The sequence below is a fragment of the Burkholderia sp. BCC0506 genome, assembly GCF_902833145.1.
Taxonomy (GTDB): domain Bacteria; phylum Pseudomonadota; class Gammaproteobacteria; order Burkholderiales; family Burkholderiaceae; genus Burkholderia.
Window position 1 is genome coordinate 647970 of sequence record NZ_CADFEN010000001.1, and the last position, 24765, is coordinate 672734.

The window sequence follows — 24765 nt, forward strand, 5'->3', positions numbered from 1 at the left end:
ACGTGCAGCACGTGCCGTTCCCCGGTGCGCGCGTCGCATGCAAGCCGTCGCGCCGGGATGGGCCGACAGAAACGACAAGCGTTTGAAAAATCATCGGGCCGCGCACCGCCCGATCAGGGCGCTCAGGATTCGGGCGGCGTGTCGGCCGTTTCCGCGCGCTTGCCGCCCGGCTCGTCGTCGCCGCGCTCGGCCGCGCGCTGCGCCATCTCGACGTAGGTCTGCGCCAGCGCGCGCAACTCTTCCTCCGACGCATCCTCGATCCCGATCAACCGGTCGCTCGCCGCGCGCGTGACGGCGAGCAGCTCGTCGAGCTTCAGGTGCAACGCCACGCTGTCGCGATTCTGGTTGCGCTGCAGCAGGAACACCATCAGGAACGTGACGATCGTGGTGCCGGTATTGATGACGAGTTGCCACGCGTCGGAGTAATGAAACACCGGGCCGCTGACGAGCCACAGCACGGTGATGGCGACCGCGCTGCCGAACGCCACCGGCGAGCCGGCCCAGGTCGTCACGCCCGACGCGAATCGTTCGAACGCGCGGGTGACGGCATGCCCGGCCGGCCGCGGACCGGCGCCGGGCGCGCGCGCCGCGTCAGGACAGTCGCTCGATGGTTCGTCGGGTTCGCGCAGGTCGGGTTCGCGCATGGAAGCCTCCGGAATCGGTGATGGTCTGAATGCGCGCATGAACCGTGTCGCCGCCCGCCGCGAACCGGACGCAAGCGAGGCCGCTCGGGGTTCGGTCCCGCGTGCGCGCCGTCGAGACGAGCACCGCGCGTGCCCGGCCGGCACACTCGTGCGGCTGCGGCTTTACCGTGGCGCGTGCGTGTCCTCGTCGTCCGGGAAATAGCGCGTGTCGGTCAACTGCGCGATGCCGTCGAGATCCGGAAAGATCGTCGCGACGCTCACGCCGACGCCGGCGAGCTCCTGCCGGATCGTCGCGAACCGGTCGCCCGGCACGACGATGCGCACGAGGCGCCCGGCGAGATCCGCGTCCTCGTCGAGCGGCACGAAGCGCTCGGCGCCGGCGTCGTAGCGGTGAATCGTGAACCAGCCGTCCTGCGCGGTGATCCTCGGCATCACGTGGCGCGGCCGGAACACCTTGGTGCGCGTCACCTGCAGCGGCGCGCGCCGCTCGGCGGCGGTCGCGATGTCGTCGGCATCGTGCGACAGGCACCACACCACGCCGTCTCCGCCCGCTTCGCCCGCGCGCCTGACCGCGAACCACAGCGCGGCCAGCGCGTTGCCGGACCAGTCGAGCAGCCGCGTGCGCATCCCGTGCTGCTGCGCGAGCGCGAGCCAGTCGCACGCGTCGAGGTTCTGCCCGGGTTCGAGATGCGGCAACGCGCGCCGCGTGAATTCGTCGAGCATCCGCGCTTCGACGTCGGGCGACGCGTGCTGCCGTGCGATACCCGGCACGAGCGGCCAGCCGGCATTGCACTGACCGCGAAAGAGGCGCAGTGCCATCGTCTGCCGCTGCGCGCCGATCATGGCCATGTAGTCGGCCACGCTGTCGATCGACCGGTCTTGCGCCGCGCGTTCACCGTTCATGCATCGCGTCTCCTGTCGCGCCCGCCCGCACTCGCGGCACGGGTATCGTTGCGTGTCCGCCGTTGCCGCGTGCCGGATGCGGAACCGCCGGCGCGGCCGGCTGCGTGTTGCCGTCTCGCATCGCGGGTCACGGCGTCTTGCCGTGCTCCTTCTGCCAGCGCTCCATCAGCGCGATCTCGTCGCGCTGCGCGGCGACGATCCGGCTCGCGAGCTGACGCAGCGTCGGGTCCTTGCCGTATTTCAGCTCGACCTGCGCCATGTCGATCGCGCCCTGGTGATGCGGCGCCATGTGCGCGACGAAATCGCGATCGGCGTCGCCCGTGTACGGCGCGCTTTCCATCGCTTCCATCATTTTTCGGTCGGCACGCTTGAACGCCTGCGTGGACGTGTCGGGCACGCTGGCCGGATTGGGCGGGCGCAACTGTGCCGCCGCGGGCAGTGCCGATGCGCACGCCGCCAGCAGTGCGCCGGCTGCATGGCGGCGCAGGGATGAACGATTGAATGCAGACATGAGACGATTCCTCGACAAGAGATTGAACGGTTCGCGTACGGCAGTGCCCTCTCGATCGCACGCGTTGAAACGGCGGAGGCGGCGCGAGATGCTTTATCGCCATCGCGCCCGCGCATGCGCGTCGCCGCGTGCGACGAGCGCGCGGATGCGGTCGGCGGTACGGCATGCGATCGCCTGGATCGTCAGCGACGGATTCACGCCGCCCACCGTCGGAAACACCGAGCCGTCGCACACCCACAGGTTCGGGATGTCCCAGCAGCGGCAATCGGCATCGACGACGCTCGTCGCCGGGTCGTCGCCCATCCGCGCGGTGCCGGCGAGATGGCACGTGTCGTCCTCCTCGTGCCAGATGTCGCGCGCGCCGGCCGCTTCCAGCGAACGACCCATCTGCGCGAGCGCGTGGCGGATCATCCGGCGGTCGTTGTCGTCGTACGAATAGGTGACGCGCGCGACCGGCAGCCCGAACGCGTCGCGTTCGTCGGCGAGCGTCACGCGGTTCTCCGCGCGCGGCAGCGTCTCGCCGACGATCTTCAGGCCGGCCTGGAAGTTGTAGCGCGCCATCTCGCGCTTGAGCGCATCGCCCCACAGCCCGCGCGCGGCGACCTTGCGCGCCCATTCGATCGGCAGCGGCCCCTGGCTCATCCAGCAGTAGCCGCCGAAGAAATCCTTGCCCTCGTCCGCGTAGTTCCAGTGCTCGGTGATCGACAGCGACGGCGGCCCCTTGTACCAGCGCACTTCGTCGTCCATCGTCCCCCACGACGCCTGGTTGAGCTGCGCCATCAGGTAGCGGCCGACGAGGCCGGCGCTGTTCGCGAGCCCCTGCGGATGCCGCCCGTTCGCGGACAGCAGCAACAGGCGCGGCGTCTCGATCGCATACCCGGCGACGACGACGTTGCGCGCGCGCTGGAACCGGGTGCGGCCGTCGCGCACGTAGTGCACGCCGGTCACGCGGTCGCCCTCGGCCTCGATGCGCAGCGCCATCGCGAGATCGCGCACTTCGGCACCGGCCGCGACCGCCCGCGGAATCCACGTGACGAGCGCGCTCTGTTTCGCGTTGGTCGCGCAGCCGGCGATGCAGAAGCCGCGATACACGCACGGATGCGCGCGGCCGCGCGGCGCCGACAGTGTCGCGAGCGGCGTCGGCGTCCAGTCGATGCCCATCGCGTCGGCGCCGCGCGCGAGCACGAGCGCGGCCGCGTTCAGTTCGTGCGCGCGATACGGATAGCGCGGACGCGGCGGGCCCCACGGGTAGTTCACCGGCCCGCTGATCTTCAGCGCCTGTTCGACCTCGCGGTAGTAGCGCCACATCTCGCGCCAGTCGAGCGGCCAGTCGACGCCGTAGCCGAGCGCGCTGCGCGAGCGGAACCACTCGGGCCGGAACCGCAGCGACACCATCGCGAAGTGAACCGTGCTGCCGCCGATCGCGCGGCCGCTGTTGTTGGTGCCGAGCGTGAGCGGATCGGCGCCGTCGCAGATCCGCTCGTCGGTCCAGAACAGCTTGTGCTGATGCGTCTCGTCCGACGCGAATTCCTCGAGCGGCCGCCACCATGCGCCCGCGTCGAGCGCGACGACGGAGAAACCGTATTCGGCGAGCTTGCACGCGAGCGTGCCGCCGCCCGCGCCGGTGCCGACGATCACGAAATCGACCGCGTCGTCGTCGCGGAACATCCGCATCGGCGACCAGCCGCCAACCCGCAACGGATCGGGCGCACGGCCGTCGCGGCCGCGCGGCGTCATGGCGGACAGCGGTTCAGCGGCGGTCATCGCGATCGCCCTCCTCCATGCGGACGTCCGCTTCCCACGGGTCGCGCCGATTGAAGTCCATCCGCACGTAGCCGCGCGGGCTCGCGGGGCCGCCGAAGCCGATCTCGTTCCACGCGAACGGATGGCCGTAGTAGGCGCCGCAGATATCCATCAGCACGCGCTTCGTGAAGAACGTGTGCGGGTCCATGCCGGCCCAGGCCGGCGCTATCTGCGGATCGACGCGGCCTTTCCGAACCGCGTGCAGCAACGCGTCGGCGTCGGTCTCGCCGAGCGCCGCGAACGGGCAGCCATGCGCATGCCGCGCCATCGCGTCGAGCGCGGCGAGACCCGTCTGCCACGCGATGCGCAGCGGCGGCAGGCGCGCATCGCGATAGCCGTCGCCGTCGTCGGCCGCGAGGCGCGCGTCGACCAATGCAGCGGTCGGAATCGCGCCCGCGCCGCCCGGCTGTTGCGGCACGATGCGCGCGCACAGCGCACCGAGCGTCGCGAATCGCTCGGGATCCAGATGACGCGGCGCATTGGCCGCCACGCGCAGGCGCGCGTCGATCGCACGCCGCGTCGCGTCGTTCCACGACGGCGTATCGCGCTTGGCGAGCACGTCGTAACCCGGATAGCGCGGCAGCACGGCGGGCTTGCGGTTCGCGTCGCTCATGGCGCCTCCCGTTCGGCGAGCGCGGTCGCGGCGAGCCCCGCGATCGCGAGCGCGGTAAAGCTCGGCGGCGCCGGCAGCGGCGGGCCCGACAGCAGGTTCTGCGACCAGTTGCGCCAGCCTCCCATCTGCCGCGCGATGCCGCGCGCATGGAACGCGACGCCGACGAACCCGAGCACGGCCGTCGCGCGCAGCCACCCGCGGCAGAAGCGCCGGTCGGCGCGCGGGCGCGACAGCGCGAGTTGCGCGGTCGCCAAGGCGGCCACCGGCGGCACGACGACCGGCGCGTACATCGCGCGGTGCTGGAACGCGCCGCGAAAATGCAGCAGACCGACTTCGCCGAGCGTGCCGACGAGCCCTGCCGTCACCAGCCCGGCCAGCGCGCGACCGGCCGGCATTCCGGCGAGCCGCGGCGCGTCGGCCGGGCTCTCGCGCAGCCGCTCGCCGGCCGCGCCCAGCGCGCCCGACAGCAACAGCGCGAACGGCGCGCCGAGCGGCGCGCCATAGAACAGGTTGTGCCAGCTGAACCCGCCCGGCCGCTTCGTCACGTTGTACAGGTGGAACACGGAGCCGGCGACGCCGACCGCGGCGGATGCGACGTGCACCGCGTCGCGCAACCGGTGGCGCGCGGGCGTGTCGTCCGCATGGCCGTGCACGCTCGCGATCACCGACAGCGTCGACATCGCGAGCGGCGCGAGCATCGCGCGATTGTGAAACGTGCCGCGATAGTGCTCGACGCCGCTGTCGGCGAGCACCGAGCCGGCCAGCAGCAGCGCGCTGCGGTTCAGCAGCCGCGCGGCGTCGGCCAGCAACCGGTCGCGCTCGGCGGCGCGATGTCGGGGGTGTCGCATCGTTCCTCCTCGTCGGGATTCAAGGCGCGAGATCCAGCAGATCGGCGGCGCGCAATTCGAGGCCGAGCCCGGCGCGCGTCGCGTCGATCTCGAGCGCGCCGTCGACGAGCCGCGGCGCGCCGTCGAACAGCATCCGCTCGATGCGCACGTGATCGTGAAACCATTCGACGTGGCGCAGGCGCGGCGCCGCGCAACCGACGTGCCGGTGCAGCGCGGGCGCGCAATGCGCGGACAGGTCGACGTGGTGCGCGTCGGCCAGCGCCGCGGCCGCGAGAAAACCGCTGACGCCGCCGCAGCGCGTCGCGTCGGCCTGCAGCACGTCGACCGCGCGGCTTTCGAGCAAGCGGCGGAAATCGTCGGGCGTATACGCGTACTCGCCGGCCGCGACGTCGACGCGCGCGCCGACATGCTCGCGCACGAACCGCAAGCCCGTGACGTCGTCGCTGCTGACGGGCTCCTCGAACCAGCGGATGTCGTAATCGGCGGCGGCCTGCGCGAACGCGAGCGCGGTGCGCGGCGCATACGCACCGTTCGCATCGACGAACAGGTCCACGCCGGGCCCGAGCGCGTCGCGCGCCGCGCGCACGCGCGACGGATCGCGCGCATCCTCCACGCCGATCTTGATCTTGCACGCGCGCACGTTTTCGGCCCGCCAGCCGTCGAGCTGCGCGGCGAGCGTCGGCGCATCGTAAGTCGTGAAGCCGCCGCTGCCGTACACCGGCACGTGCTCGCGCAGGCGGCCCAGCAGCAACGCGAGCGGCACGTCGGCGAGCTTCGCCTTCGCGTCCCACAACGCGACGTCGAGCGCCGAAATCGCGGTCGCGGCGATCCCGCCTCGGCCGACGTTGCGCACCGCGCGCCACAGCGCGTCGACGGCGGCCGGGATGTCCACCACCGGCCGGTTGCGCAGCACGCCGGCCAGCAGCGACGCCACGAGCGGCACGGCGCTCGCGTCGGTGTACGTATAGCCGAGCCCCGTCACGGGCCCCGCGTCGATCTCGACGACGACGACCGTCGTTGCCGTCCATGCGTAGGTGCCGTCGGCTTCGGCCCGGTCGGTCGGCACGCGGTACGCGCGAGCGCGCACGTCGTCGATCGCCGGTGCGGCGGAAAGTGCCATCGTTGCGCTCCGGTCAGTTGGCATGTTGCCTGCCCCTGCCGCGTGCAACCGCTGTGCCCGGCGCATGCGGCGCGGCACGTGCCTTGCGCGGCTGCGTCGCATCGGCTCATTCCGAACCAAGGAGAAACGGCATGGCGACAGTGGCGGATTTCATCGTCGAGCGGCTGTACGACTGGGGCGTGCGCCGCATCTACGGCTACCCGGGCGACGGCATCAACGGCTTTTTCGGCGCGCTGAACCGCGCGGACGGCAAGATCGAATTCATCCAGGCGCGCCACGAGGAGATGGCGGCCTTCATGGCGTCCGCGCATGCAAAATTTACAGGCGAGCTGGGCGTCTGCGTCGCGACGTCGGGCCCCGGCGCCGCGCATCTCGTGACGGGCCTGTACGACGCGCGGCTCGACCACATGCCGGTGCTCGCGATCGTCGGCCAGCAGGCGCGCGCGGCGCTCGGCGGCCACTACCAGCAGGAAGTGGATCTGCCGGCGCTTTACAAGGACGTTGCGGGCGCATTCGTTCAGCTTGCGACGGTGCCCGGCCAGGTGCGCCACCTGGTCGACCGCGCGGTGCGCACCGCGCTCGGTGCGCGCACGGTCACCGCGCTCGTGCTGCCGAACGACCTGCAGGAGCTCGACTACGCGCCGCCGAAGCGCGCGCACGGCACCGTGCATTCGGGGGTCGGCTACACGGCGCCGAAAGTCGTGCCGTATGCGGACGACCTGCGGCGCGCGGCCGACGTGCTGAACGCGGGGTCGAAAGTCGCCATGCTGGTCGGCGCCGGCGCGCTGAAGGCGACCGACGAGGTGATCGCGGTGGCCGACCGGCTCGGCGCGGGCGCCGCGAAAGCGTTGCTGGGCAAGGCCGCGCTGCCGGACGACCTGCCGTGGGTCACCGGCTCGATCGGGCTGCTCGGCACCAAGCCGAGCTACGAGCTGATGACCGAATGCGACACGCTGCTGGTCGTCGGCTCCGGTTTTCCGTATTCGGAATTCCTGCCGAAGGAAGGCCAGGCGCGCGGCGTGCAGATCGACCTGAAGGCCGACATGCTGAGCCTGCGCTACCCGATGGAAGTGAACCTCGTCGGCGACAGCGCCGAGACGCTGCGCGCGCTGCTGCCGCTGCTGAACGAACGTCGCGATACCGCGTGGCGCGACCGGATCGCGACATGGAACCGTGACTGGCACGAGACGCTCGCGGCCCGCGCGGCCGCGAAGGCCAGCGCCGGGCGCGGCGTGAATCCGCAGCGCGCGTTTACCGAGCTGTCGCCGCGCCTGCCCGACGACGTGATCCTGACGAGCGATTCGGGCTCCTGCGCGAACTGGTACGCACGCGACCTGATGATGCGGCGCGGGATGATGGGGTCGCTGTCCGGCGGGCTCGCGTCGATGGGCGCCGCGGTGCCTTACGCGATCGCCGCGAAATTCGCGCATCCGGTGCGCCCGGTGATCGCGATGGTCGGCGACGGCGCGATGCAGATGAACAACATGGCCGAGCTGATCACGGTCGCCAAATACTGGCGCCAGTGGCCCGACCCGCGCTGGATCTGCATGGTGCTGAACAACGAGGACCTGAACCAGGTCACGTGGGAGCAGCGCGTGATGGAAGGCGACCCGAAGTTCGACGCGTCGCAGCAGATCCCGAACGTGCCGTACTACCGCTTCGCGACGCTGCTCGGCCTCAAGGGCATCTACGTCGACGATCCGGAACAGCTCGGCGCCGCGTGGGACGAAGCGCTCGCGTCCGACCGGCCGGTCGTGCTCGAAGTGAAGAGCGACCCCGAGGTGCCGCCGCTGCCGCCGCACGTGACGCTGCAGCAGGCGAAGCATTTCGCCGAAACGCTGGTGAAAGGCGACGCGCGCGAAGCCAACGTGATCGTCGAGACCGCGCGGCAGGTGCTGTCGGCCGTGCTGCCGGGCAGCGGCGAACACGGCGACAAGCGCGGCAACGGAGGGAAAAACGAATCGTGAGGCAAGCGTCGTGCGGGACACGCTCGACACCTAGCCGATGTCGACATCGTCCCGCCCGTCGCCCTGCAGCGCGAGCGCCGCATTCACGAGCCCGACCTGCGCGAGCGTGAACGGGAAATTCCCGCACAGGCGCCGCGCCTTCACGTCGTATTCCTCGGACAGCAGCCCGACGTCGTTACGCAAGCCGAGCAACCGGTCGAACAGCGCGTGGGCGTCGGCGTCGCGCCCCTGCATCCGGTACACCTGCACGAGCCAGAAGCCGGCTGCCAGAAACGCGCCTTCGTCGCCTTCGCAGCCGTCGGCGAAGCGCGGCGGGCGATAGCGGAACGGCAAGCCGTCGTCCATCAGCTCGCGCTCGATCGCGGCGACCGTCGCGACGACGCGCGGGTCGGACGCATCGAGCATCCCCGTCAGCGGAATCAGCAACAGGCTGATGTCGATGCCGTCGCCGTCGAAGCGGTCGACGAAGCGGCCGAGCCGCGCATGGTAGCCGCGCTCCAGCACCTCCGCGCGCACCGCGTCGGCCCAGCGCCGCCACACGTCGAGCGGCGCATGGTGGCCGAATGCGCGCGCGGAACGGTACGCGCTTTCGACCGCAGCCCATACCATCACCTTCGACGACGTGAACGGATGCCGGCCGCTGCGCACCTCCCAGATGCCTTCGTCCGGTGCCTGCCAGATCGTCGCGAGATGTTCGAGCAGGCGCCGCTCGAGCATCCACGCGTCGTCGTCGGGCGGCAGCCCGTGCCGGCGCGCCTGGTACAGCGCGCCGAGCACCTCGCCGTACACGTCGAGCTGCAACTGGTCGGCGGCCGCGTTGCCGAAGCGCACCGGCCGCGCGCCTTCATAGCCGGCCAGATGCGCGGCCTGCCACTCGGCCGCGCGCCGGCCGCCGTCGGCCGCATACAGCACCTGCAGTTGCGACGGATGATCGGCGATCGCACGCACGAGCCAGTCGCGCCAGCGCGCGGCTTCGTCGCGATAGCCGCAGCGCACCAGCGCGCGCAGCGTAAAGCTCGCATCGCGCAACCAGCAGAACCGGTAGTCCCAGTTGCGCTTGCCGCCGAAGCGCTCGGGCAGCGAACTGGTCGGCGCCGCGACGATCCCGCCGGTGCGCAGGCTCGACAGCAGCTTCACCGTGATCAGCGCGCGTTCGATCGCATCGCGATGCGGGCCCTGCGCGGCGTTGCACTTCGACCAGACGCGCCAGAACGCGTGCGTGTCGTGCAGCGACGCGTACGCATCGGGCACGGCCGGCGCCGGGTCGAACGAGCGCGCGTAGCTGATGCAGAATTCCACCCGCTCGCCCGCCGCGATCCGCCGCGTGCCGACCAGCCGGTCGCTCTGCACGTCGAGCCGCGCATCCGTGTCGAGCCACATCGCGTCGCCGCCCGTCATCATCCGCCAGCGCCGGCCGAAACGCCGGCACCACGGCAGCGCGCTGCCGTAGTCGAAGCGCACGCCGAGATCGACGTCGATGTCGACCGTCCCGCGTTCGCCCTTCACGCTGCGGATCAGGCACGGATCGGGCGCGTTCCAGCTCATCCAGTCGGTGATCGAGACGCCACCCGACGAGGTTTCGAACGTCGTTTCGAGGATCGCGGTGCCCGGCAGGTAGCGGCGCGTGACGCGGGTATCGCGCTCGCGCGGCGCGATCCGGAACCGGCCGTTGTCCGGCGTGCCGACGAGCGCGGCGAAGCACGGCGGCGAATCGAAGTCCGGCCAGCACAGCCAGTCGATGCTGCCGTCGCGCGCGACGAGCGCCGCGCCGCGGCCGTCGCCGACGAGCGCGTAGTCCTCGATCCGCATCGCGCTCACCGGTTCCATTTGCGCGCGGCGGCAAACACGGCGGCACACGTGGCCGCGAGCACCGCGACGGCCGCGCCGAACGCGAGCGCGCGCGACGCGCCGAGCCCGGCCGCCACGCCGGTGCGACGCGCTTCGTCGCTGAATGCGCCGCGGGTCGCATGCCGGCCCGGCACGGTCGCCCACAGGTTCGACGGGCGCGGGCCGGCCGGCGCCGCGCGCTGCTGGCCGCGCACGGCGGTACGCGCGAGATACCGGTCGAAGCAGCCCGGCGCGATGCCGTTCGCGACGATCGCCGCGAGCGACGACCAGCCGACCCACCGCTCGCGGCACGGATGCCGGGCGGCGTGCACGATCGCGTCGGCCGCCACCTCCGGCGCATAGACCGGCGCGACCGGACGCGGCGCATGCGGCAGCGTCGATTCGGCCCAGTCGAACTGCGGCGTGTCGATCGCGGGCAGTTGGACCATCGTCACGCGCACGCGGCTGCGTGCATGCAGCAGCTCGCAGCGCAGCGCGTCGGTGAAACCGCGGATCGCGTGCTTCGCGCCGCAGTACGGCGTCTGCAGCGGAATCGACCGGTACGCGAGCGCCGAGCCGACCTGCACGATCGTGCCGCGGTCGCGCGCGGCCATCCGCGCGAGCGCGGCCCGCGTGCCGTAGACGCAGCCGAGATAGGTGACGTTCGTCACGCGCGCGTAGTCTTCGGGCGCAATCGCGCCGAACGGCGCGAACACTGTGACCATCGCATTGTTGACCCATACGTCGAGCGGCCCGAGTTCGTGTTCGATCCGCTCGGCTGCCGCGTCGAGCGCGGCCGCATCGCTGACGTCGACGGCGATCGGCAACGCGCGGACGCCGTACGCGCGCACCTCGCGCGCCGTGTCGTGCAGCGCACGCGGATCGCGCGCGAGCAGCGCGACGTCCGCGCCGCGCCGCGCGAACGCGTGGGCGGTCGCGCGGCCGACGCCGGCACTCGCGCCCGTGATCGCGACGGTCTTCACGGTCGGTTCCTCCCGTTTCGATGAGAGCCGGCGCGCCGCCGACGCTTTCGCGCCGCATCGGGCCGGAACGCGATCGGCTCAGCAAACGGCATGCCGCCGGCCACGCGGTCCGGCGTGCTCCGGCGTGTGCCGCGAACGGTCGCCCAATTTACAAGCCCGCTGTAACGCACCGGCCATCGAAGCGCGCCATTGCGCCGCGTCGCGGCCGCCCCGCGCAAATCGCGCGCGCACGAAGATTGCTCTGCCGCGAACGGTTGTCGTCATGCCGGCGAAGCCGGCAAGGAGCCGCATTGCTCGTCCCGCCGTCCAGGAAATCGCGTCGTATCGCACGCCTCGCGCCGTTCGCGTGGGCGATCGTGCCGATCGCACCGTGCGCGGCCAGCGAGCTTGCGGCGCCCGGCAATCCGGCCGCGCCGCTGCCGCTCGCCTACGTGGCGCAAGCGGCCGGCCCCGCCGCGCAGCCGGTTTTCGTGCTCGGCTGGGCGCTGCTCGCGCTGTGCACGTTCGTCTGCGTCGCGATCGCCGTGCTGCTGCTGATCGCGCTGTTTCGTCGTCGTTCACAGGCGGGCGGCGGCCACGGCAGCGGCCTGACGATCGTGACGATGGGCACCGCGATCTCGATCCTGCTGCTGTTCGGCGCGCTCGTGTACATGCTGCGCGTGCTGGGCGCGGTCGCGGCACCGCCGCGACCGCCCGCGCTGACGATCGTGGTGACCGCGCAAGACTGGTGGTGGGCCGTTCGTTATCCGGACGATGCGGACGGCCCGGGCTTCGTCACGGCGAACGAGATCCACATTCCGGTGGGCGAGCCCGTCGCGATCGAACTGAAGAGCGCCGACGTGATCCACGCGTTCTGGGTGCCGCAACTCGCCGGCAAGACGCAGACGATACCCGGCCAGACGAACCGGCAATGGCTGCAGGCCGACCGGCCGGGCGTCTATCGCGGGCAGTGTTCGCAATACTGCGGCGCGCAGCATGCGCACATGGCGTTCGAGGTGGTGGCCGAACCGCCGGCCGCGTTTCGTGCGTGGCGCGCCGCGCAGCGGCAGCCGGCCCGCGCACCCGCGGCGGCCGCCGGCTCCGAGCGTCGCGGCCAGCGCGTGTTCGCCGCGCGCTGCGCGGGCTGCCACGCGGTGCGCGGCACCGACGCGGCGGGCGACGCCGGCCCCGATCTCACGCACGTCGGCACGCGCCGGCTGCTCGCGGCCGGCACGCTCGACAACACGCCCGACAACCTGCGCCGCTGGATCGCGCATGCGCAGCAGATCAAGCCGCAGTCGCTGATGCCGTCGATCGCGCTCGCGCCGCGCGACGCCGACGATCTCGCCGCGTATCTCGCGACGCTGCACTGAACCGAGGATGCCGATGGCCATTGCCCGCGACACGCCCACCCCGCTCAGCCGCGTACCCGATCTCGGCGAAGCGCCGCCCGGTTCCGCGCACGAGCACGCGCTGGCCGAGCTGTGGGAATCGGAACCCGGCTGGCGCGGCTGGCTCGGCACCGTCGATCACAAGCGCATCGGGCTGCGCTACATCGTCACCGCGTTCGCGTTCCTGCTGCTCGGCGGCGTCGAGGCGCTCGTGATGCGCATCCAGCTCGCGCGCCCGAACGCAACGGTGCTCACGCCCGCGCAATACGACTCGCTGTTCACGATGCACGGCGTCACGATGATCTTCCTGTACGCGCTGCCGGTGCTGTCCGGCTTCGCGAACTACCTGTGGCCGCTGATGCTCGGCTCGCGCGACATGGCGTTTCCGCGCCTGAACGCGTTCTCGTACTGGGCGTTCCTGTTCGCCGGGCTGTTCCTGTACGCGAGCTTTCCGCTCGGCGCGGTGCCGGACGGCGGCTGGTTCAACTACGTGCCGCTCACGTCGCTCGACTACAGCGCCGGCGCGAACATCGACATCTATGCGCTCGGGATGATCCTGCTCGGCATCTCGACGACGGGCGGCGCCGCGAACTTCGTCGTCACGCTGCTGCGCATGCGCGCGCACGGCATGTCGATCGACCGGCTGCCGATCATCGTGTGGGGCACGCTCACCGCGTCGGTCGCGAACCTCGTCGCGGTGCCGTCGGTGAGCCTCGCGTTCCTGCTGCTGTGGCTCGACCGCAATGCCGGCACGCACTTCTTCGACGTCGCGCACGGCGGCCGGCCGCTGTTGTGGCAGCACCTGTTCTGGATGTTCGCGCATCCGTGGGTGTACGTGGTCGTGCTGCCGGCGATGGGGATCGTGTCCGACGCGCTGCCGACCTTCTGCCGGCGGCCGCTCGTCGCGTACGAGGCCGTCGCGGTGTCGACGGTCGCGACGATGCTGATCGGCTTCGAGGTGTGGGTCCACCACATGTTCGCGACGGGCATCGCGCCGCTCGCGCTCGCGTTCTTCGGCGCCGCGAGCATGCTGATCTCGATTCCGAGCGCGGTGGCGGTGTTCGCGTGGATCGCGACGATCTGGACCGGCCGCCCGGTATTCCGCACGCCGTTCCTGTATTTCGCGGGCTTCGTGCTGATGTTCGTGATCGGCGGCGTGTCAGGCGTGATGACTGCCGCCGTGCCGCTCGACTGGCAGTTGACCGATACGTACTTCGTCGTCGCGCACCTGCATTACGTGCTGCTCGGCATCAACGTATTTCCGGTGCTCGGCGGCGTCGCGTACTGGTTCCCGAAGTTCACCGGGCGGATGATGAACGAGCGGTTCGGCCGCTGGACCTTCTGGGTCGTGCTGGTCGGCTTCAACCTCGGCTTCTTCCCGATGCACGTCTCCGGGCTGCTCGGGATGCCGCGCCGCATCTATACCTATCCGTCGGGGATGGGCTGGGATACGTCGAACCTGCTGACGACGATCGGCTCGTTCGTGTTCGGGATCGGCATCGCGATGTTCGTCGTCAACGCACTGGTGAGCGCGCGGCGCGGCGTGCGCGCCGGCGAGAACCCGTGGGGTGCGGCCGGCCTCGAATGGTCGGTCGCGTCGCCCACGCCCGTGTACAACTTCGCGGTGCTGCCGCTCGTCGCGTCGCGGCATCCGCTATGGGAAACCCGCGACGATCCGCAACGCACCAGCCTGCGGGTCGGCTACCGGCTCGCGCACGGGCGCGAGGCGCTCGCGGTCACGCCGCTCGCCGCCGCGCCCAGCGCGATCCTGAAGATGCCCGAGGACAGCTGCGTGCCGTTCGTGCTCGCGCTGCTCGCGACCGCCGTGTTCGCGGCGATGCTCGCGCGCTCGCCTGCGCTCGTCTGCGTGGCCGCAGCCGGTTGCGCGATCGCCACCGCGGCGTGGCTGTGGCCGCGCCGCGAACTCGGCCAACGCGCGCGCCTGCCGGCCCGCGTCGACACGCCGGCGCCCGCCGCGGCCGCCGGGCTTCATCCGGACGAACCGCCGTCGGCGGCGGTGCCGGCCGGCGCGCCGGCTGCGTGCATCGAGCCGCTGCCGGTCGGCAGTTGCGGCGAGCGCGCGGGCGGCTGGTGGGGCGTGCTCACGCTGATCGTGACCGAGGCCGGGCTGTTCGGCTACCTGCTGTTCTGCTATTTCTACCTGCAGTCGCAGTGGTCCGCGCCGTGGCCGCCCGAAGGGCTGCCGAAGATCGGGCTCGCGGCCGCCAACACCGCCGTGCTGCTGTCGAGCAGCGTGTTCGTGTGGCTTGCGGAGCGCGCGGTGCGGGCCGACCGGCACGCGCGCGCGGTCGCGATGCTCGTCGTCGCGCTGGTGCTCGGCACCGCGTTCGCGCTGGTCCAGTTGCACGAATGGCGCGACCATCCGTACGGCCCGACCGCGCATCTGTACGGCAGCCTCTACTTCACGATCACCGGGTTCCACCTCGCGCACGTCGTCGCCGGTCTCGCGATCCTCGCGCTGCTCGCCGGGTGGACGGCCGCCGGCTTCTTCGGCCGCGACCGGCGCGTCGCGCTGACGGTCGGCGGGCTCTACTGGCACTTCGTCGACATCGTGTGGCTGTTCATCTTCACCGCGCTGTACGTCTCGCCGTTCTGGCTGAGGAGCACGGGATGAACGACGCCCGACGCGCATGGACACCGCTGCTCGCGATCGCCGCCGGCCTCGTCGGCGCGCCCGCGCTGTGGTTCGCGCAGATGCTCGTGTCCGAAACGCTCGCGTCCACCGCATGCTATCCGCTCGGTGTCGCGCAGGCCGTGCCGCGCTGGGCCCACGTCGGCGTGTGGCTCGCGCTGATCGCCGCGGGCGCGTTCGCGCTGGCCGCGGCCTGTGCGACATGGCTCGCGCGCGCGTGGCGGCGCCGGCACGATGCCGATGCGCCGGTCGTGACCCGCGACGACAGTACGCGCTTTCTCGCGCGCTGCGGGATGCTCGCCGCGCTCGGCTTCGTGATCGGTCTGGTGTTTACGGGGATCGTCACCGCTTTCGTGGGGCCTTGCAGTCCATGGCGCTGATCTCGCTCGCTTCGTTGCCGTTCCAGGTTCCGGGCCGCCGCGCGCGCGTCGCGTTCGCCGTGTGCGTCGCGCTCTGCGGATGCGACATGCAGCGCGACGACAACGCGGCCGCACCCGGCGATGCGGCAGACGCCGCGTCGGCGGCGGAAGCGCCCGAGCCCGCGTCGGGCTGGCGGTTCGTGCGGATCCGTGCGTCGGCGGCCGATGCAGCGGCGTCGATGTCCGCGCGCGCGAAGGACGACCGGCGGCTGTCACGCGACCGGGACGCGTCGGTGGCCGATGCGCCAACGTCCGCGGCGTCCACCCCGCCGCCGGATGCGGCTTCCGCCTCGACCGCCCGCCGCCCGGTCATCGCCGCGGCGGCCGCGAGCGCCGACGCCGCGACGCTCGCGCGCGGCCGCTATCTCGCGCTCGCCGGCGATTGCGCCGCGTGCCACGACGCGGCCGACCATACGCCGTACGCGGGCGGCCAGCCGGTGAATTCGCCGTTCGGGCCGATCTATGCGCCGAACATCACGCCGGACCCGACGCACGGGATCGGCCACTACACACTGCGTCAGTTCGACGATGCGTTGCGGCGCGGCGTGCGCGCCGACGGCAGCCGGCTGTATCCGGCGATGCCGTACCCGTCGCTCGCGCACCTGACCGACGACGACGTGCGCGCACTGTATGCGTACTTCATGCGCGGCGTCGCGCCCTCCGCGAACGCGGCCAAACTCACGCAACTGCCGTTTCCGTTCAATCAGCGTTGGGCACTCGGGCTCTGGAGCCTCGCGTTCGCGAACCGCGACCGGTTCGTGCCGCAGCCGTCGCGATCGGCACAATGGAATCGCGGTGCGTATCTCGTGCAGGGGCTCGGCCATTGCGGCGCCTGCCATACGCCGCGCGGGCCGGCCTACAACGAACGCGGCTACGACGAGCGCAGCCCCGCGTTCCTGACCGGCGGCATCAACGATCACTGGTTCGCGCCGAACCTGACCGGCGCGGACCCGGACGGCCTCGGCCGCTGGTCGGCCGACGACATCGCCGCGTTCCTGCGCAGCGGCCATGCGGCGCACGGCGCGGTGTTCGGCGCGATGGCGCCGGTCGTCGGCGAAAGCACCGCGTTGCTGACGGATGCCGACCGCCAGGCGATCGCCGTGTACCTGAAGTCGTTGCCCGCGCAACCGACTGCGGCGACGAATCCGCTGGGCGTGGGCGTGCCGCGGCTCACGGCCGCCGGCCCGCGGCCGGAAAGCGGCCAGCAGGCGCCGGGGGCCGGCGTGTATGCGGGGTTCTGTGCGCGTTGCCATGGCGCCGAAGGTCAAGGCGTCCGCGATCGCGGGCCGGCGCTCGCCGGCAGCTCGATCGTGCTGGCGGCCGATCCGACCAGCACGATCCGGATCGTGGTCGAAGGCGCGCGGCCCACACCCGGCAAGCCGGGGCCGGTGCAGCGGATGCCCGCGATGCGCGGTGCGCTGACGAGCAACGAAATCGCCGCGGTGGTCAGCTACGTGCGCGGCGCGTGGGGGAATCGCGCCGCGCCGGTGTCGGAGCGGGAGGTGCGGCGGTTGCGGGGGGCGATACACAGGTAGCGCGTCGAAACCGTTCGGCGATTGCCGATGATTCGATATCGGTTGTCCCGCTACGCGAGCTTGACTTCATCGACGAACCGGATCAGCGCGCCAGCACCGCCACCGCCTTGATCTCGACGATATAGCCCGGCGCGCCGCCGAGCATGTGCGCGCCGACGGCCGTCCACGCCGGCAGCGGATGTGCGTGGAAATAGCGGTCGCGCACCTGCATGAACAGCGGCAGGTCGCGCATGTCGGTGTGAAACGTCGTGAGGTCGACCACGTCGTCGAACGATGCGCCGGCCGCGGCCAGCACGAGCCTCAGGTTCTCGAACGCCTGCACGATCTGCGCTTCGCGATCCGCGACCAGTTGCATCGCCGCGTCGCGGCCGATCTGGCCGGATACGTATAGCGTATCGCCGACCTTCAGCCCCGGCGCATAGCCGATCTTTTCGTACACCGCTTCCATTCCCGCCGGAACGATGGCTTTGCGTTCACGCATGGATGTCTCCGTGGCCGGCGGCGTCGCGCCGGCCGTCTGGTTGTCGATCAACGCTGTCGATGAATAGCGGCAAGCAGTACGCCGTTCAACCCGTATCGCCACCCGCCACCGGCAGCACCGTGCCGGTGATGTAGCTCGCCTCGTCCGACGCGAGGAACAGGATCGGCGCGATCTGCTCGTCGAGGCTCCCGTAGCGCTTGAAGTACGTCGATTCGGTCACCTGCCGCACGGCCTCGCCCATCCATGCCTGTTCCTGCTCGGTGTCGCCGGCCGCATTGCGCGGCACGCGGCGCGGCGGCGCGCTGGTGCCGCCCGGGGCGGCGGCGACGACACGGATGTTGCGTTCCGCATATTCCATCGCGAGCGCCGACGTCAACGCATTCACGCCGCCTTTCGCCGCCGAATACGGCACGCGGCGAATGCCGCGCGTCGCGTTCGACGAGATGTTGACGATCGTGCCGCCGCCGCGCGCGATCAGGTGCGGCAGTACCGCATGGCACGCGTAGAGCGTCGGCATCAGCGAGCGGCGGATTTCCGCGTCGATCTGCGCCGGTTCGAACTCGGCGAACGGCCGCATGCGAATCGCGCCGCCGACGCCGTTGATCAGGACATCGATGCCGCCGAACGTCTGCACCGCGTGCGCCATCGCCGCATGCGCGCCTTCGTACGTTTCGAGATCGGCGACGAAGCCGGCCGCGTCGCCACCCCTCGCTTCGGCCGCCACCTCGGCGACGAAATCCGCACGATCGACGAACAGCACCCTGCCGCCCTCGGCCGCCGCGCGCAGCGCGACGCCGCGACCGATGCCCTGCGCCGCGCCGGTGACGACGACCACCTTGTCGGAGAATCGTTGCATGGTCATGCCGCCTTTGCCGTGACGTTCGGGGTGAACTTCTCGTAGTGGAAGCTGTTCGGCTTCACGCCTGCGTCGTCGAAATACTGGCGCACCGCGTCGACCATCGGCGGTGGCCCGCACAGATACACGTCGACGTCGCCGTCGTTCAGCGCGTCGGCCGGGATGTGCTGCGTGACCCAGCCCTTGCGCGCGTGGTTCGACGCCGCGTCGGCAACGACCGTCGCGAAGCTGAAGTTCGGCAGCTTCGCGGCCAGCGCCTCGATCGCGTCGACCAGCACGAGATCGAGATCGCGCGTCACGCCGTAGACCAGGTGCACCTTCTGCTGCGACCCGTTGCGCGCAAGCACCTCGAGCATCGACAGGAACGGCGCGAGGCCCGTGCCGCCGGCGAGGAACAGCAGCGGCCGCTGCACGTCGCGCAGGTAGAAGCTGCCGAGCGGACCGTGCAGTTCGAGCGTGTCGCCGGGCTCGGCCGATTCGAGCCACGTGCTCATCACGCCGCCTGGAATCTTCTTGATCAGGAAGCCGACCTTCGTGTCGCCCGGCGCGGACGAGAACGAATACGAGCGATGCTGGCCGCTGCCCGGCACGCCGATGTTCACGTACTGGCCCGGCAAGAACGCCGGTGCACTCGCCCCGACGTCGAGTTCGAGCACGACGGCCGCATCGTTGTGCTGCTCGACCTTCGTGACCGTCGCGGCGAAAGCGCTCTGCCCGGTCTTGCACGCGACCGACGACGTCGGCACCGCGATCACGCAATCGCCGTGCGGCACCATCTGGCACGTCAGCACGAGGCCGCCGTCCTTCTCGTCCTCGGTGAGCGCATCGTCGATGTAGTCGTCGCCGAGGTCGTAGCGGCCGCTTTCGGCGCGGCACTTGCAGGTGCCGCACACGCCGTCGGAGCAATCCATCGGCAGGTTGATCTTCGCGCGAAAGGCCGCGTCGAGCACCTTCTCGCCGGCCTTGCAGTCGATGAAGCGGGTTACCCCGTCCTCGAAATTCAATGCAATCTTGTAGCTGGACATCGCGTCACCTCCACTTCCTTTCATGACAAACCAACGGTGTCAGACGTGATAGACGTCGAGCACCTGCCGGATGTAGTCGTTCTTCAGCACGATTTTCTTGCGTGAGATCAGCAGCGCGTCGCCCGCGCGGCGCAGCGTGACGAACATCGTGCCGAAGAAGTGGTCGGTCACGCGGTAGCGGTGGTTCAGCGTGTGGAAGTTGTAGCGCACGTCGACCGCGTCGTCGCGTTCGGCCAGCACCTCGACGTTCGTCACGTTGTGGCTGGTGCGCGGCTCGGGCGTCGATGCGCCGCTGCGCTCGGTCTTGATCCGGAACACGCGATCCTCGAGGCCGCCGCGATCCGCGTAGTACATCAGCGAGATCTGGCTGTGCGGATCGTCGGTCGGCCGGTCGTCGTCGTCCCACGCGGGCATCCAGTACGTGACGTCCTCCGTGTAGCAGGTCAGCCATTCGTCCCACTCGCGATCGTCGAGCAGGCGTGCCTCGCGATACAGCGCCGCGCAAATCGTCCGGTAATCGAAGCTCATGCCGCCACCTCCGCGCGTTCCTTCTTCAGCGCATCGCGCATCACGTTCACCCAGTGTTCGTGCTGGCACACGAACAGCCCTTCGTCCTCGCTGCGCTCGCCCGATATCCTCGGGTTCAGCCCCATCTTCTTCGCGTTCTCGTCCGGACCGTGAATCCACAGCGGCGCGCCGCGCGACAGGTCGTTCCACATCGCCGTGATACCCGCGTAGCCGGCCTGGCACGCACGAAACTCCTCGAGATCGTCGGCCGTGCCCATGCCGGTCACGTTGAAGAAATCCTCGTACTGGCGAATCCGCGTCGTGCGGTCGGCGTCGCTCTCGCCCTTCGGCGCGAAGCAGAAGATGCTGACTTCGGTCCTGTCGACCGCGAGCGGCCGCACCACGCGAATCTGCGTGCTGAACTGGTCCATCAGGAACACGTTCGGGTACACGCACAGGTTGCGCGTCTGGTTCACGATGAAGTCGGCCTGCACGTCGCCCACGCGCGCCTCGATCTCGTCACGATGCCGGTACACGGGCCGCACTTCCGGGTTCATCGTCTTGGTCCACAGCAGGATGTGCCCGTGTTCGAAGCCGTACACGCCCGCGACCGACTTGCTCCAGCTGTTCGCGTCGACGGCCTTCGTGCCGTCTTCCTTGCGGCGGCCCATCGTCGCCGCATAGTTCCAGTGCACGGTGCTCACGTGATAGCCGTCGCAGCCGTTCTCCATCTGCATCTTCCAGTTGCCTTCGTAGATGTAGGACGAATTGCCGCGCAGCACCTCGAGCCCGTTCGGCGCCTGGTCGACGATCTGGTCGATGATCACGCGCGCCTCGCCAAGATAATCCTCGAGCGGCAGCACGTCCGCATTGAGGCTGCCGAACAGGAAGCCGCGATAGTTCGCGAAGCGCGCGACCTTCTTCAGGTCGTGCGAGCCGTGCGTGTTGAACTGCACCGGGTACTCGGTCGTCTTCTCGTCCTTCACCTTCAGCAGCTTGCCCGTGTTCGAGAACGTCCAGCCGTGGAACGGGCACGTGAAGCTGCCCTTGTTGCCGTGCTTGCGGCGGCACAGCATCGCGCCCTTGTGTGCGCATGCATTGATGACCGCATGCAGCTCGCCCGTCTTGTCGCGCGTGATGACGATCGGCTGGCGGCCGATCCAGGTCGTGTAGTAGTCGTTGTTCTCCGGGATCTGGCTTTCGTGCGCCAGGTACACCCAGTTGCCCTCGAAGATGTGCTTCATCTCGAGCTCGTACAGTCGCGCATTCGTGAAGATGTCGCGGCGGCAGCGGAAGATGCCGGCCTCCTTGTCATCCTGCACGGCGGTGTCCAGCAGGTGATCCAGTTCGTTCGCAGGGTCGATGGTGACGGACATGATGGCTCCTTCCATGCGCGTGCCGCGTCCTGCAAGCACGCTCGCATCGTTATCGGTTGAATCTCGGGGACCGGCCGGCAGCGGTGACGCACACGCGCCGCCGTGCCGCCGGCGGTTATGCGGTGGCGGACGCGCGCAGGCGTTCGACGATCTGGTTGTCCTTGCCGTGCACGAGCGGCGTCAGCACGAAGTCGAACTCGATGTCCTGGTACGCGTCGGCCTTCATGCCGAGCGCCGTGCCGCCGGTCTTTTCGGTCACGGGCGGGATCAACGCCTCGCGCGTCGCATATGCGAAGTCGTCCCAGATCAGCGGATCGCCGTCGATGTTGAACTGCGTCGTCAGCTTGCGGTGATCGTCGCTCGTCACGAAGAAGTGCACGTGCGCCGGACGATTGCCGTGGCGGCCGAGGCGGTTCAGCAATTGCTGCGTCGCGCCCTGCGGCGGGCAGCCGTAGCCGACCGGCATCAACGTGCGGAATTCGTACTGGCCGTCGGCGCCCGTTTTCACCGCGCCGCGCAGGTTGAAGTCGCTCTGCTTGCCGGTCGGGTCGAAGTGCGAATAGAAGCCGTGCGAATTCGCGTGCCAGCATTCGACCCGCGCGCCGGCCACCGGCTTGCCGTCGAGATCCTTCACCGTGCCGTGGATCACGAGCGGGCCCGCGCCGTCGTCCGCGTCGAGATCGATCTTCGCGACGCCGTCGCGCACCGGCGCACCCGCCACGTACAGCGGCCCTTCGATCGTGCGCGGCGTGCCGCCATCGAGGCCGAGCGCCTCATCCTCGGCGTCCATCCGGATGTCGAGATACTTCTCGAGACCGAGGCCGGCCGCGAGCAGCGCCGCTTCGCCATCCTGACCAAGCTTGTTCAGGTAGTTCACGCCGGCCCACACTTCGTCGGGCGTGATGTCGAGATCGTCGATCGCCTTGAACAGGTCGCCGAGCAGGCGCAGCACGATCTGCTGCGTCCGTGCGTCGCCCTGCGTGCCCTGTCCGCCACGCCCGCCACTGCCGCCCGCGTTCGAGGCGGCCTGCAGCAGATCCTGCACTTCCTTCGTGTCGAAAACTTTGACGCTCATGATGGTGTCTCCGTGTGTATTTGGGGGGATGACGGTGTTTGCCCGACTCGATTACCGCACGACTTTCGTCAACCCGTCGCGGGTGAAGCGCCTGACCTTCTCCTCGTCGAGCGCGATGCCGAGACCGGGGCCGTCCGGCACGGTCAGCTCGAAGTCGCTGTAGTCCAGCGGCTGCGTCAGGATGTCCTCGGTGATCAGCAGCGGCCCGAACAGCTCGGTGCCCCACTGCAGGTTCGCGACACTCGCGAACAGGTGCGCGGACGCCACCGTGCCGAACGCGCCTTCGAGCATCGTGCCGCCGTACAGCTCGATGCCGGCCGCATCCGCGATCGCGGCCACGCGCTGCGCGGCGAAGAGGCCGCCGCTCTGTTCGATCTTGATCGCGAACACGTCGGCGCCGTGCTGCTTCGCAATCTCGAACGCGCTGTCGGGGCCTTGCAGGATTTCATCGGCCATCAGCGCGACCGGAAAGCGGCGCATCAGGCGCGCGAGCGCAGCGGCGGACGCGACCGGCTGTTCGACCAGCTCGCAGCCCGCCTCGGCGAGCGCCGGAATCGCGCGCGCGGCCTGCGTTTCGCTCCACGCCATGTTCACGTCGACGCGCACCGATGCGCGATCGCCGAGCGCCTGCTTGATCTCGGCCACGTGGCGGATGTCGGTTTCCGGTGCTTTCGCGCCGATCTTCAGCTTGAATACGTTGTGGCGGCGTGCGTCCAGCATGCGCTCGGCTTCGGCGATGTCGGCGGCCGTGTCGCCCGACGCGAGCGTCCACGCGACCGGCAGGCGATCGCGACGGCGGCCGCCGAGCAGTTCGCTGACCGGCACGCCGAGCCGCTTGCCGTGCGCGTCGAGCAGCGCGGTTTCGAGCGCGCTCTTCGCGAAGTGATTGACCTTCGCGAGCTTGCCGACGAACGCCATCAGCGCCTGGATGCGCGTCGCGTCCTTGCCGACGATCGCCGGCGCGAGGTATGCGTCGATCGCGAGCTTCATCGCTTCCGGGCTTTCGGCACCGTAGGCCATCCCGGCGATCGTCGTGCCTTCGCCGATACCGGTCACGCCGTCGCTGCAGAACACCTTCACCAGCATCAGCGTCTGGCCGTGCATCGTGGCCACCGACAGCTTGTGCGGGCGGATCGTCGGCAGGTCAACGAGACGGGTTTCGATGCGTTCGATGGTGGCGGAGGACATGGGGTGCGCTGCGTGGGGGCGGTTCATGGAACGGATTTATACGCGGCGGGGAAAGGGGGCGTCCAATACTTTTGGGCGGGATTTTTGATACCTAATGGGTATTGAAATACGGTTTTTACGCCGGATACTGCGCCGCACCATACCTGATTTGGCTGAATAGGCGGACCGAAAGGCTTGCTGGAGCGCGGTCGCGCAGGTGCGGCATATCGCTTGGGTGGGCGTGCGGCGCAGCTGGTTTCGGCAGGAGGAAAAACAGGCTTCAATCGACGGACGGTCGAGTCGCTCAGGGTTTTCCTGACGGAAAAAAGCGATGAATTGGCCATCCTGCCCCAAGCTTCCGGGTCGATTCTGTGAACGACCGTAACCAAGCCAGTATGCGGGTATCGACGTTCGTCGCCGATGCATCGCGTCCATCAGAAACTGATGGCTATCGCCATATTGAGACGTTCGACAGTGCGGCTTGAATCGCTGACAATTGACGCGTTGACGCCTGAAGGCGCGATGCCCGGACGTGATATGCCAAACAATCTGAACCAGGCGGCCTATTGGGTGACGTTTATCGTCGAGCACTGTCCATTCCCAAATCGAGACGCGCTTGCCGCGCAGTTCTCGAATGCAGAGATAGTCAGACTCTGTGAATGTGGATGTAACACTTTTGGCCTGTCGCTGGCCGCGCCCGCTCAAGTTCCTCCCATAGCCATCGCTTCGAACGGACAGCCTCGTCGCATGGTGTTCGAGGCGGACTTCCGGGATCGGAGGGAGCCGGAAGGTTGGGGGTCGATTGAGATTCTGCTCTTTGCCGACGAGTCAGGTCATCTAGCCGATGTCGAAATCAACTATTGCGGAAACGGCCTGCCCATCCCCGAAAGCCTGGATCTGGAACTCACGCCTTATAACGTCTTCGTCAGCGAATCGCTCATTTAGAATGGGTCGGAAATAGGACATACCAGTCTGAACGGCGAACGACCGCTATTGAGCAGATCGAGCGGCTGCAACCCGTCGATCCGCGCCGGTCGCACGTCACAGGGCGGCGGGCGGCCGCGTTCGGCCATTTTGAGACA

At 69.6% G+C, this 24765-nt stretch carries 22 protein-coding genes; 6 read left to right on the forward strand and 16 right to left on the reverse strand.

The window, feature by feature from the left end:
* Window positions 1-122: 122 nt before the first annotated feature.
* The 7 genes from HWX62_RS02760 to HWX62_RS02790 form a co-directional block, all read right to left on the reverse strand.
* A complete protein-coding gene (locus HWX62_RS02760; protein WP_175930164.1) occupies window positions 123-629 on the reverse strand; it encodes a low affinity iron permease family protein in 507 nt (168 codons plus the stop codon).
* A 177-nt stretch (window positions 630-806) separates the two neighbouring features.
* Entirely contained in the window at window positions 807-1547 is a 741-nt protein-coding gene (locus HWX62_RS02765) for an FRG domain-containing protein (protein WP_175929961.1), read from the reverse strand.
* Between the two features lie 127 nt (window positions 1548-1674).
* The gene (locus HWX62_RS02770) at window positions 1675-2058 is read right to left on the reverse strand and encodes a DUF305 domain-containing protein (RefSeq protein ID WP_175929960.1); all 384 of its coding nucleotides are present in this window, start codon (window positions 2056-2058) and stop codon (window positions 1675-1677) included.
* A 93-nt stretch (window positions 2059-2151) separates the two neighbouring features.
* Entirely contained in the window at window positions 2152-3822 is a 1671-nt protein-coding gene (locus HWX62_RS02775; RefSeq protein WP_175929959.1) for a GMC family oxidoreductase, read from the reverse strand.
* A complete protein-coding gene (locus HWX62_RS02780; protein ID WP_175929958.1) occupies window positions 3809-4474 on the reverse strand; it encodes a gluconate 2-dehydrogenase subunit 3 family protein in 666 nt (221 codons plus the stop codon). Before HWX62_RS02780 ends, HWX62_RS02775 begins: the two co-directional genes overlap by 14 nt.
* Window positions 4471-5322 (reverse strand): hypothetical protein, encoded by an 852-nt coding sequence (locus tag HWX62_RS02785; RefSeq protein WP_175929957.1) that lies wholly within the window; start codon window positions 5320-5322, stop codon window positions 4471-4473. The genes HWX62_RS02780 and HWX62_RS02785 overlap by 4 nt, the downstream gene beginning before the upstream one ends.
* Before the next feature lie 19 nt (window positions 5323-5341).
* The gene (locus HWX62_RS02790; RefSeq protein ID WP_175929956.1) at window positions 5342-6442 is read right to left on the reverse strand and encodes an enolase C-terminal domain-like protein; all 1101 of its coding nucleotides are present in this window, start codon (window positions 6440-6442) and stop codon (window positions 5342-5344) included.
* Between the two features lie 131 nt (window positions 6443-6573).
* Between HWX62_RS02790 and HWX62_RS02795 the strand changes: the two genes are divergently transcribed.
* On the forward strand, window positions 6574-8409 hold the full coding sequence (locus HWX62_RS02795) for a thiamine pyrophosphate-requiring protein (protein ID WP_175929955.1): 1836 nt from the start codon (window positions 6574-6576) through the stop codon (window positions 8407-8409).
* A gap of 30 nt (window positions 8410-8439) precedes the next feature.
* Here HWX62_RS02795 and HWX62_RS02800 read toward each other — a convergent pair whose 3' ends face one another.
* Both HWX62_RS02800 and HWX62_RS02805 read right to left on the reverse strand, forming a co-directional pair.
* Window positions 8440-10218 (reverse strand): glycoside hydrolase family 15 protein, encoded by a 1779-nt coding sequence (locus tag HWX62_RS02800; RefSeq protein WP_175930163.1) that lies wholly within the window; start codon window positions 10216-10218, stop codon window positions 8440-8442.
* A gap of 5 nt (window positions 10219-10223) precedes the next feature.
* Window positions 10224-11219 carry an SDR family oxidoreductase gene (locus HWX62_RS02805; protein ID WP_175929954.1) on the reverse strand — a complete coding sequence of 332 codons (996 nt, stop codon included), beginning with the start codon at window positions 11217-11219 and terminating at the stop codon, window positions 10224-10226.
* 290 nt (window positions 11220-11509) lie between these two features.
* Here HWX62_RS02805 and coxB point away from each other — a divergent pair, with 290 nt between their 5' ends.
* Genes coxB through HWX62_RS02825 form a run of 4 tightly spaced genes read left to right on the forward strand, consistent with a single transcriptional unit; the run spans window position 11510 to window position 17196 of the window.
* On the forward strand, window positions 11510-12571 hold the full coding sequence (gene coxB / locus HWX62_RS02810; protein ID WP_175929953.1) for a cytochrome c oxidase subunit II: 1062 nt from the start codon (window positions 11510-11512) through the stop codon (window positions 12569-12571).
* Window positions 12572-12584: 13 nt separating this feature from the next.
* Window positions 12585-15224 (forward strand): cytochrome c oxidase subunit I, encoded by a 2640-nt coding sequence (gene ctaD / locus HWX62_RS02815; RefSeq protein WP_175929952.1) that lies wholly within the window; start codon window positions 12585-12587, stop codon window positions 15222-15224.
* A complete protein-coding gene (locus HWX62_RS02820) occupies window positions 15221-15622 on the forward strand; it encodes a cytochrome C oxidase subunit I (RefSeq protein WP_175929951.1) in 402 nt (133 codons plus the stop codon). Before ctaD ends, HWX62_RS02820 begins: the two co-directional genes overlap by 4 nt.
* Window positions 15613-17196, forward strand: a complete 1584-nt coding sequence (locus HWX62_RS02825) for a cytochrome c (RefSeq protein ID WP_175929950.1) — start codon at window positions 15613-15615, stop codon at window positions 17194-17196. The genes HWX62_RS02820 and HWX62_RS02825 overlap by 10 nt, the downstream gene beginning before the upstream one ends.
* A gap of 82 nt (window positions 17197-17278) precedes the next feature.
* Here HWX62_RS02825 and HWX62_RS02830 read toward each other — a convergent pair whose 3' ends face one another.
* The 7 genes from HWX62_RS02830 to HWX62_RS02860 form a co-directional block, all read right to left on the reverse strand.
* Window positions 17279-17677, reverse strand: coding sequence for a RidA family protein (locus HWX62_RS02830; RefSeq protein ID WP_175929949.1), 399 nt, complete (start codon window positions 17675-17677; stop codon window positions 17279-17281).
* An 85-nt stretch (window positions 17678-17762) separates the two neighbouring features.
* Window positions 17763-18539, reverse strand: a complete 777-nt coding sequence (gene benD / locus HWX62_RS02835; RefSeq protein WP_175929948.1) for a benzoate diol dehydrogenase BenD — start codon at window positions 18537-18539, stop codon at window positions 17763-17765.
* Window positions 18536-19558, reverse strand: coding sequence for a benzoate 1,2-dioxygenase electron transfer component BenC (gene benC / locus HWX62_RS02840; protein ID WP_175929947.1), 1023 nt, complete (start codon window positions 19556-19558; stop codon window positions 18536-18538). The genes benD and benC overlap by 4 nt, the downstream gene beginning before the upstream one ends.
* A gap of 39 nt (window positions 19559-19597) precedes the next feature.
* Window positions 19598-20086 (reverse strand): benzoate 1,2-dioxygenase small subunit, encoded by a 489-nt coding sequence (gene benB / locus HWX62_RS02845; protein WP_175929946.1) that lies wholly within the window; start codon window positions 20084-20086, stop codon window positions 19598-19600.
* Complete coding sequence (locus HWX62_RS02850; RefSeq protein ID WP_175929945.1) at window positions 20083-21441, reverse strand: Rieske 2Fe-2S domain-containing protein; 1359 nt, start codon at window positions 21439-21441, stop codon at window positions 20083-20085. The genes benB and HWX62_RS02850 overlap by 4 nt, the downstream gene beginning before the upstream one ends.
* Window positions 21442-21556: 115 nt before the next feature.
* Window positions 21557-22516, reverse strand: a complete 960-nt coding sequence (gene catA, locus HWX62_RS02855) for a catechol 1,2-dioxygenase (RefSeq protein ID WP_175929944.1) — start codon at window positions 22514-22516, stop codon at window positions 21557-21559.
* A gap of 51 nt (window positions 22517-22567) precedes the next feature.
* Window positions 22568-23704, reverse strand: a complete 1137-nt coding sequence (locus tag HWX62_RS02860; protein WP_175929943.1) for a muconate/chloromuconate family cycloisomerase — start codon at window positions 23702-23704, stop codon at window positions 22568-22570.
* A 423-nt stretch (window positions 23705-24127) separates the two neighbouring features.
* On the opposite strand from HWX62_RS02860, the gene HWX62_RS02865 reads away from it, so the two are divergent.
* Window positions 24128-24628 carry a hypothetical protein gene (locus HWX62_RS02865; protein ID WP_175929743.1) on the forward strand — a complete coding sequence of 167 codons (501 nt, stop codon included), beginning with the start codon at window positions 24128-24130 and terminating at the stop codon, window positions 24626-24628.
* Window positions 24629-24765 lie beyond the last annotated feature (137 nt).

Bases quoted from the DNA above. Each gene is read 5' to 3' on its own strand.
- HWX62_RS02765 (WP_175929961.1), bottom strand. From the start codon at position 1,547: ATGAACGGTGAACGCGCGGCGCAAGACCGGTCGATCGACAGCGTGGCC.
- HWX62_RS02770 (WP_175929960.1), bottom strand. From the start codon at position 2,058: ATGTCTGCATTCAATCGTTCATCCCTGCGCCGCCATGCAGCCGGCGCA.
- HWX62_RS02775 (WP_175929959.1), bottom strand. From the start codon at position 3,822: ATGACCGCCGCTGAACCGCTGTCCGCCATGACGCCGCGCGGCCGCGAC.
- HWX62_RS02780 (WP_175929958.1), bottom strand. From the start codon at position 4,474: ATGAGCGACGCGAACCGCAAGCCCGCCGTGCTGCCGCGCTATCCGGGT.
- HWX62_RS02785 (WP_175929957.1), bottom strand. From the start codon at position 5,322: ATGCGACACCCCCGACATCGCGCCGCCGAGCGCGACCGGTTGCTGGCC.
- HWX62_RS02790 (WP_175929956.1), bottom strand. From the start codon at position 6,442: ATGGCACTTTCCGCCGCACCGGCGATCGACGACGTGCGCGCTCGCGCG.
- HWX62_RS02795 (WP_175929955.1), top strand. From the start codon at position 6,574: ATGGCGACAGTGGCGGATTTCATCGTCGAGCGGCTGTACGACTGGGGC.
- HWX62_RS02800 (WP_175930163.1), bottom strand. From the start codon at position 10,218: ATGCGGATCGAGGACTACGCGCTCGTCGGCGACGGCCGCGGCGCGGCG.
- ctaD (WP_175929952.1), top strand. From the start codon at position 12,585: ATGGCCATTGCCCGCGACACGCCCACCCCGCTCAGCCGCGTACCCGAT.
- HWX62_RS02820 (WP_175929951.1), top strand. From the start codon at position 15,221: ATGAACGACGCCCGACGCGCATGGACACCGCTGCTCGCGATCGCCGCC.
- HWX62_RS02825 (WP_175929950.1), top strand. From the start codon at position 15,613: ATGGCGCTGATCTCGCTCGCTTCGTTGCCGTTCCAGGTTCCGGGCCGC.
- HWX62_RS02830 (WP_175929949.1), bottom strand. From the start codon at position 17,677: ATGCGTGAACGCAAAGCCATCGTTCCGGCGGGAATGGAAGCGGTGTAC.
- benD (WP_175929948.1), bottom strand. From the start codon at position 18,539: ATGACCATGCAACGATTCTCCGACAAGGTGGTCGTCGTCACCGGCGCG.
- benC (WP_175929947.1), bottom strand. From the start codon at position 19,558: ATGTCCAGCTACAAGATTGCATTGAATTTCGAGGACGGGGTAACCCGC.
- benB (WP_175929946.1), bottom strand. From the start codon at position 20,086: ATGAGCTTCGATTACCGGACGATTTGCGCGGCGCTGTATCGCGAGGCA.
- HWX62_RS02850 (WP_175929945.1), bottom strand. From the start codon at position 21,441: ATGTCCGTCACCATCGACCCTGCGAACGAACTGGATCACCTGCTGGAC.
- catA (WP_175929944.1), bottom strand. From the start codon at position 22,516: ATGAGCGTCAAAGTTTTCGACACGAAGGAAGTGCAGGATCTGCTGCAG.
- HWX62_RS02860 (WP_175929943.1), bottom strand. From the start codon at position 23,704: ATGTCCTCCGCCACCATCGAACGCATCGAAACCCGTCTCGTTGACCTG.
- HWX62_RS02865 (WP_175929743.1), top strand. From the start codon at position 24,128: ATGGCTATCGCCATATTGAGACGTTCGACAGTGCGGCTTGAATCGCTG.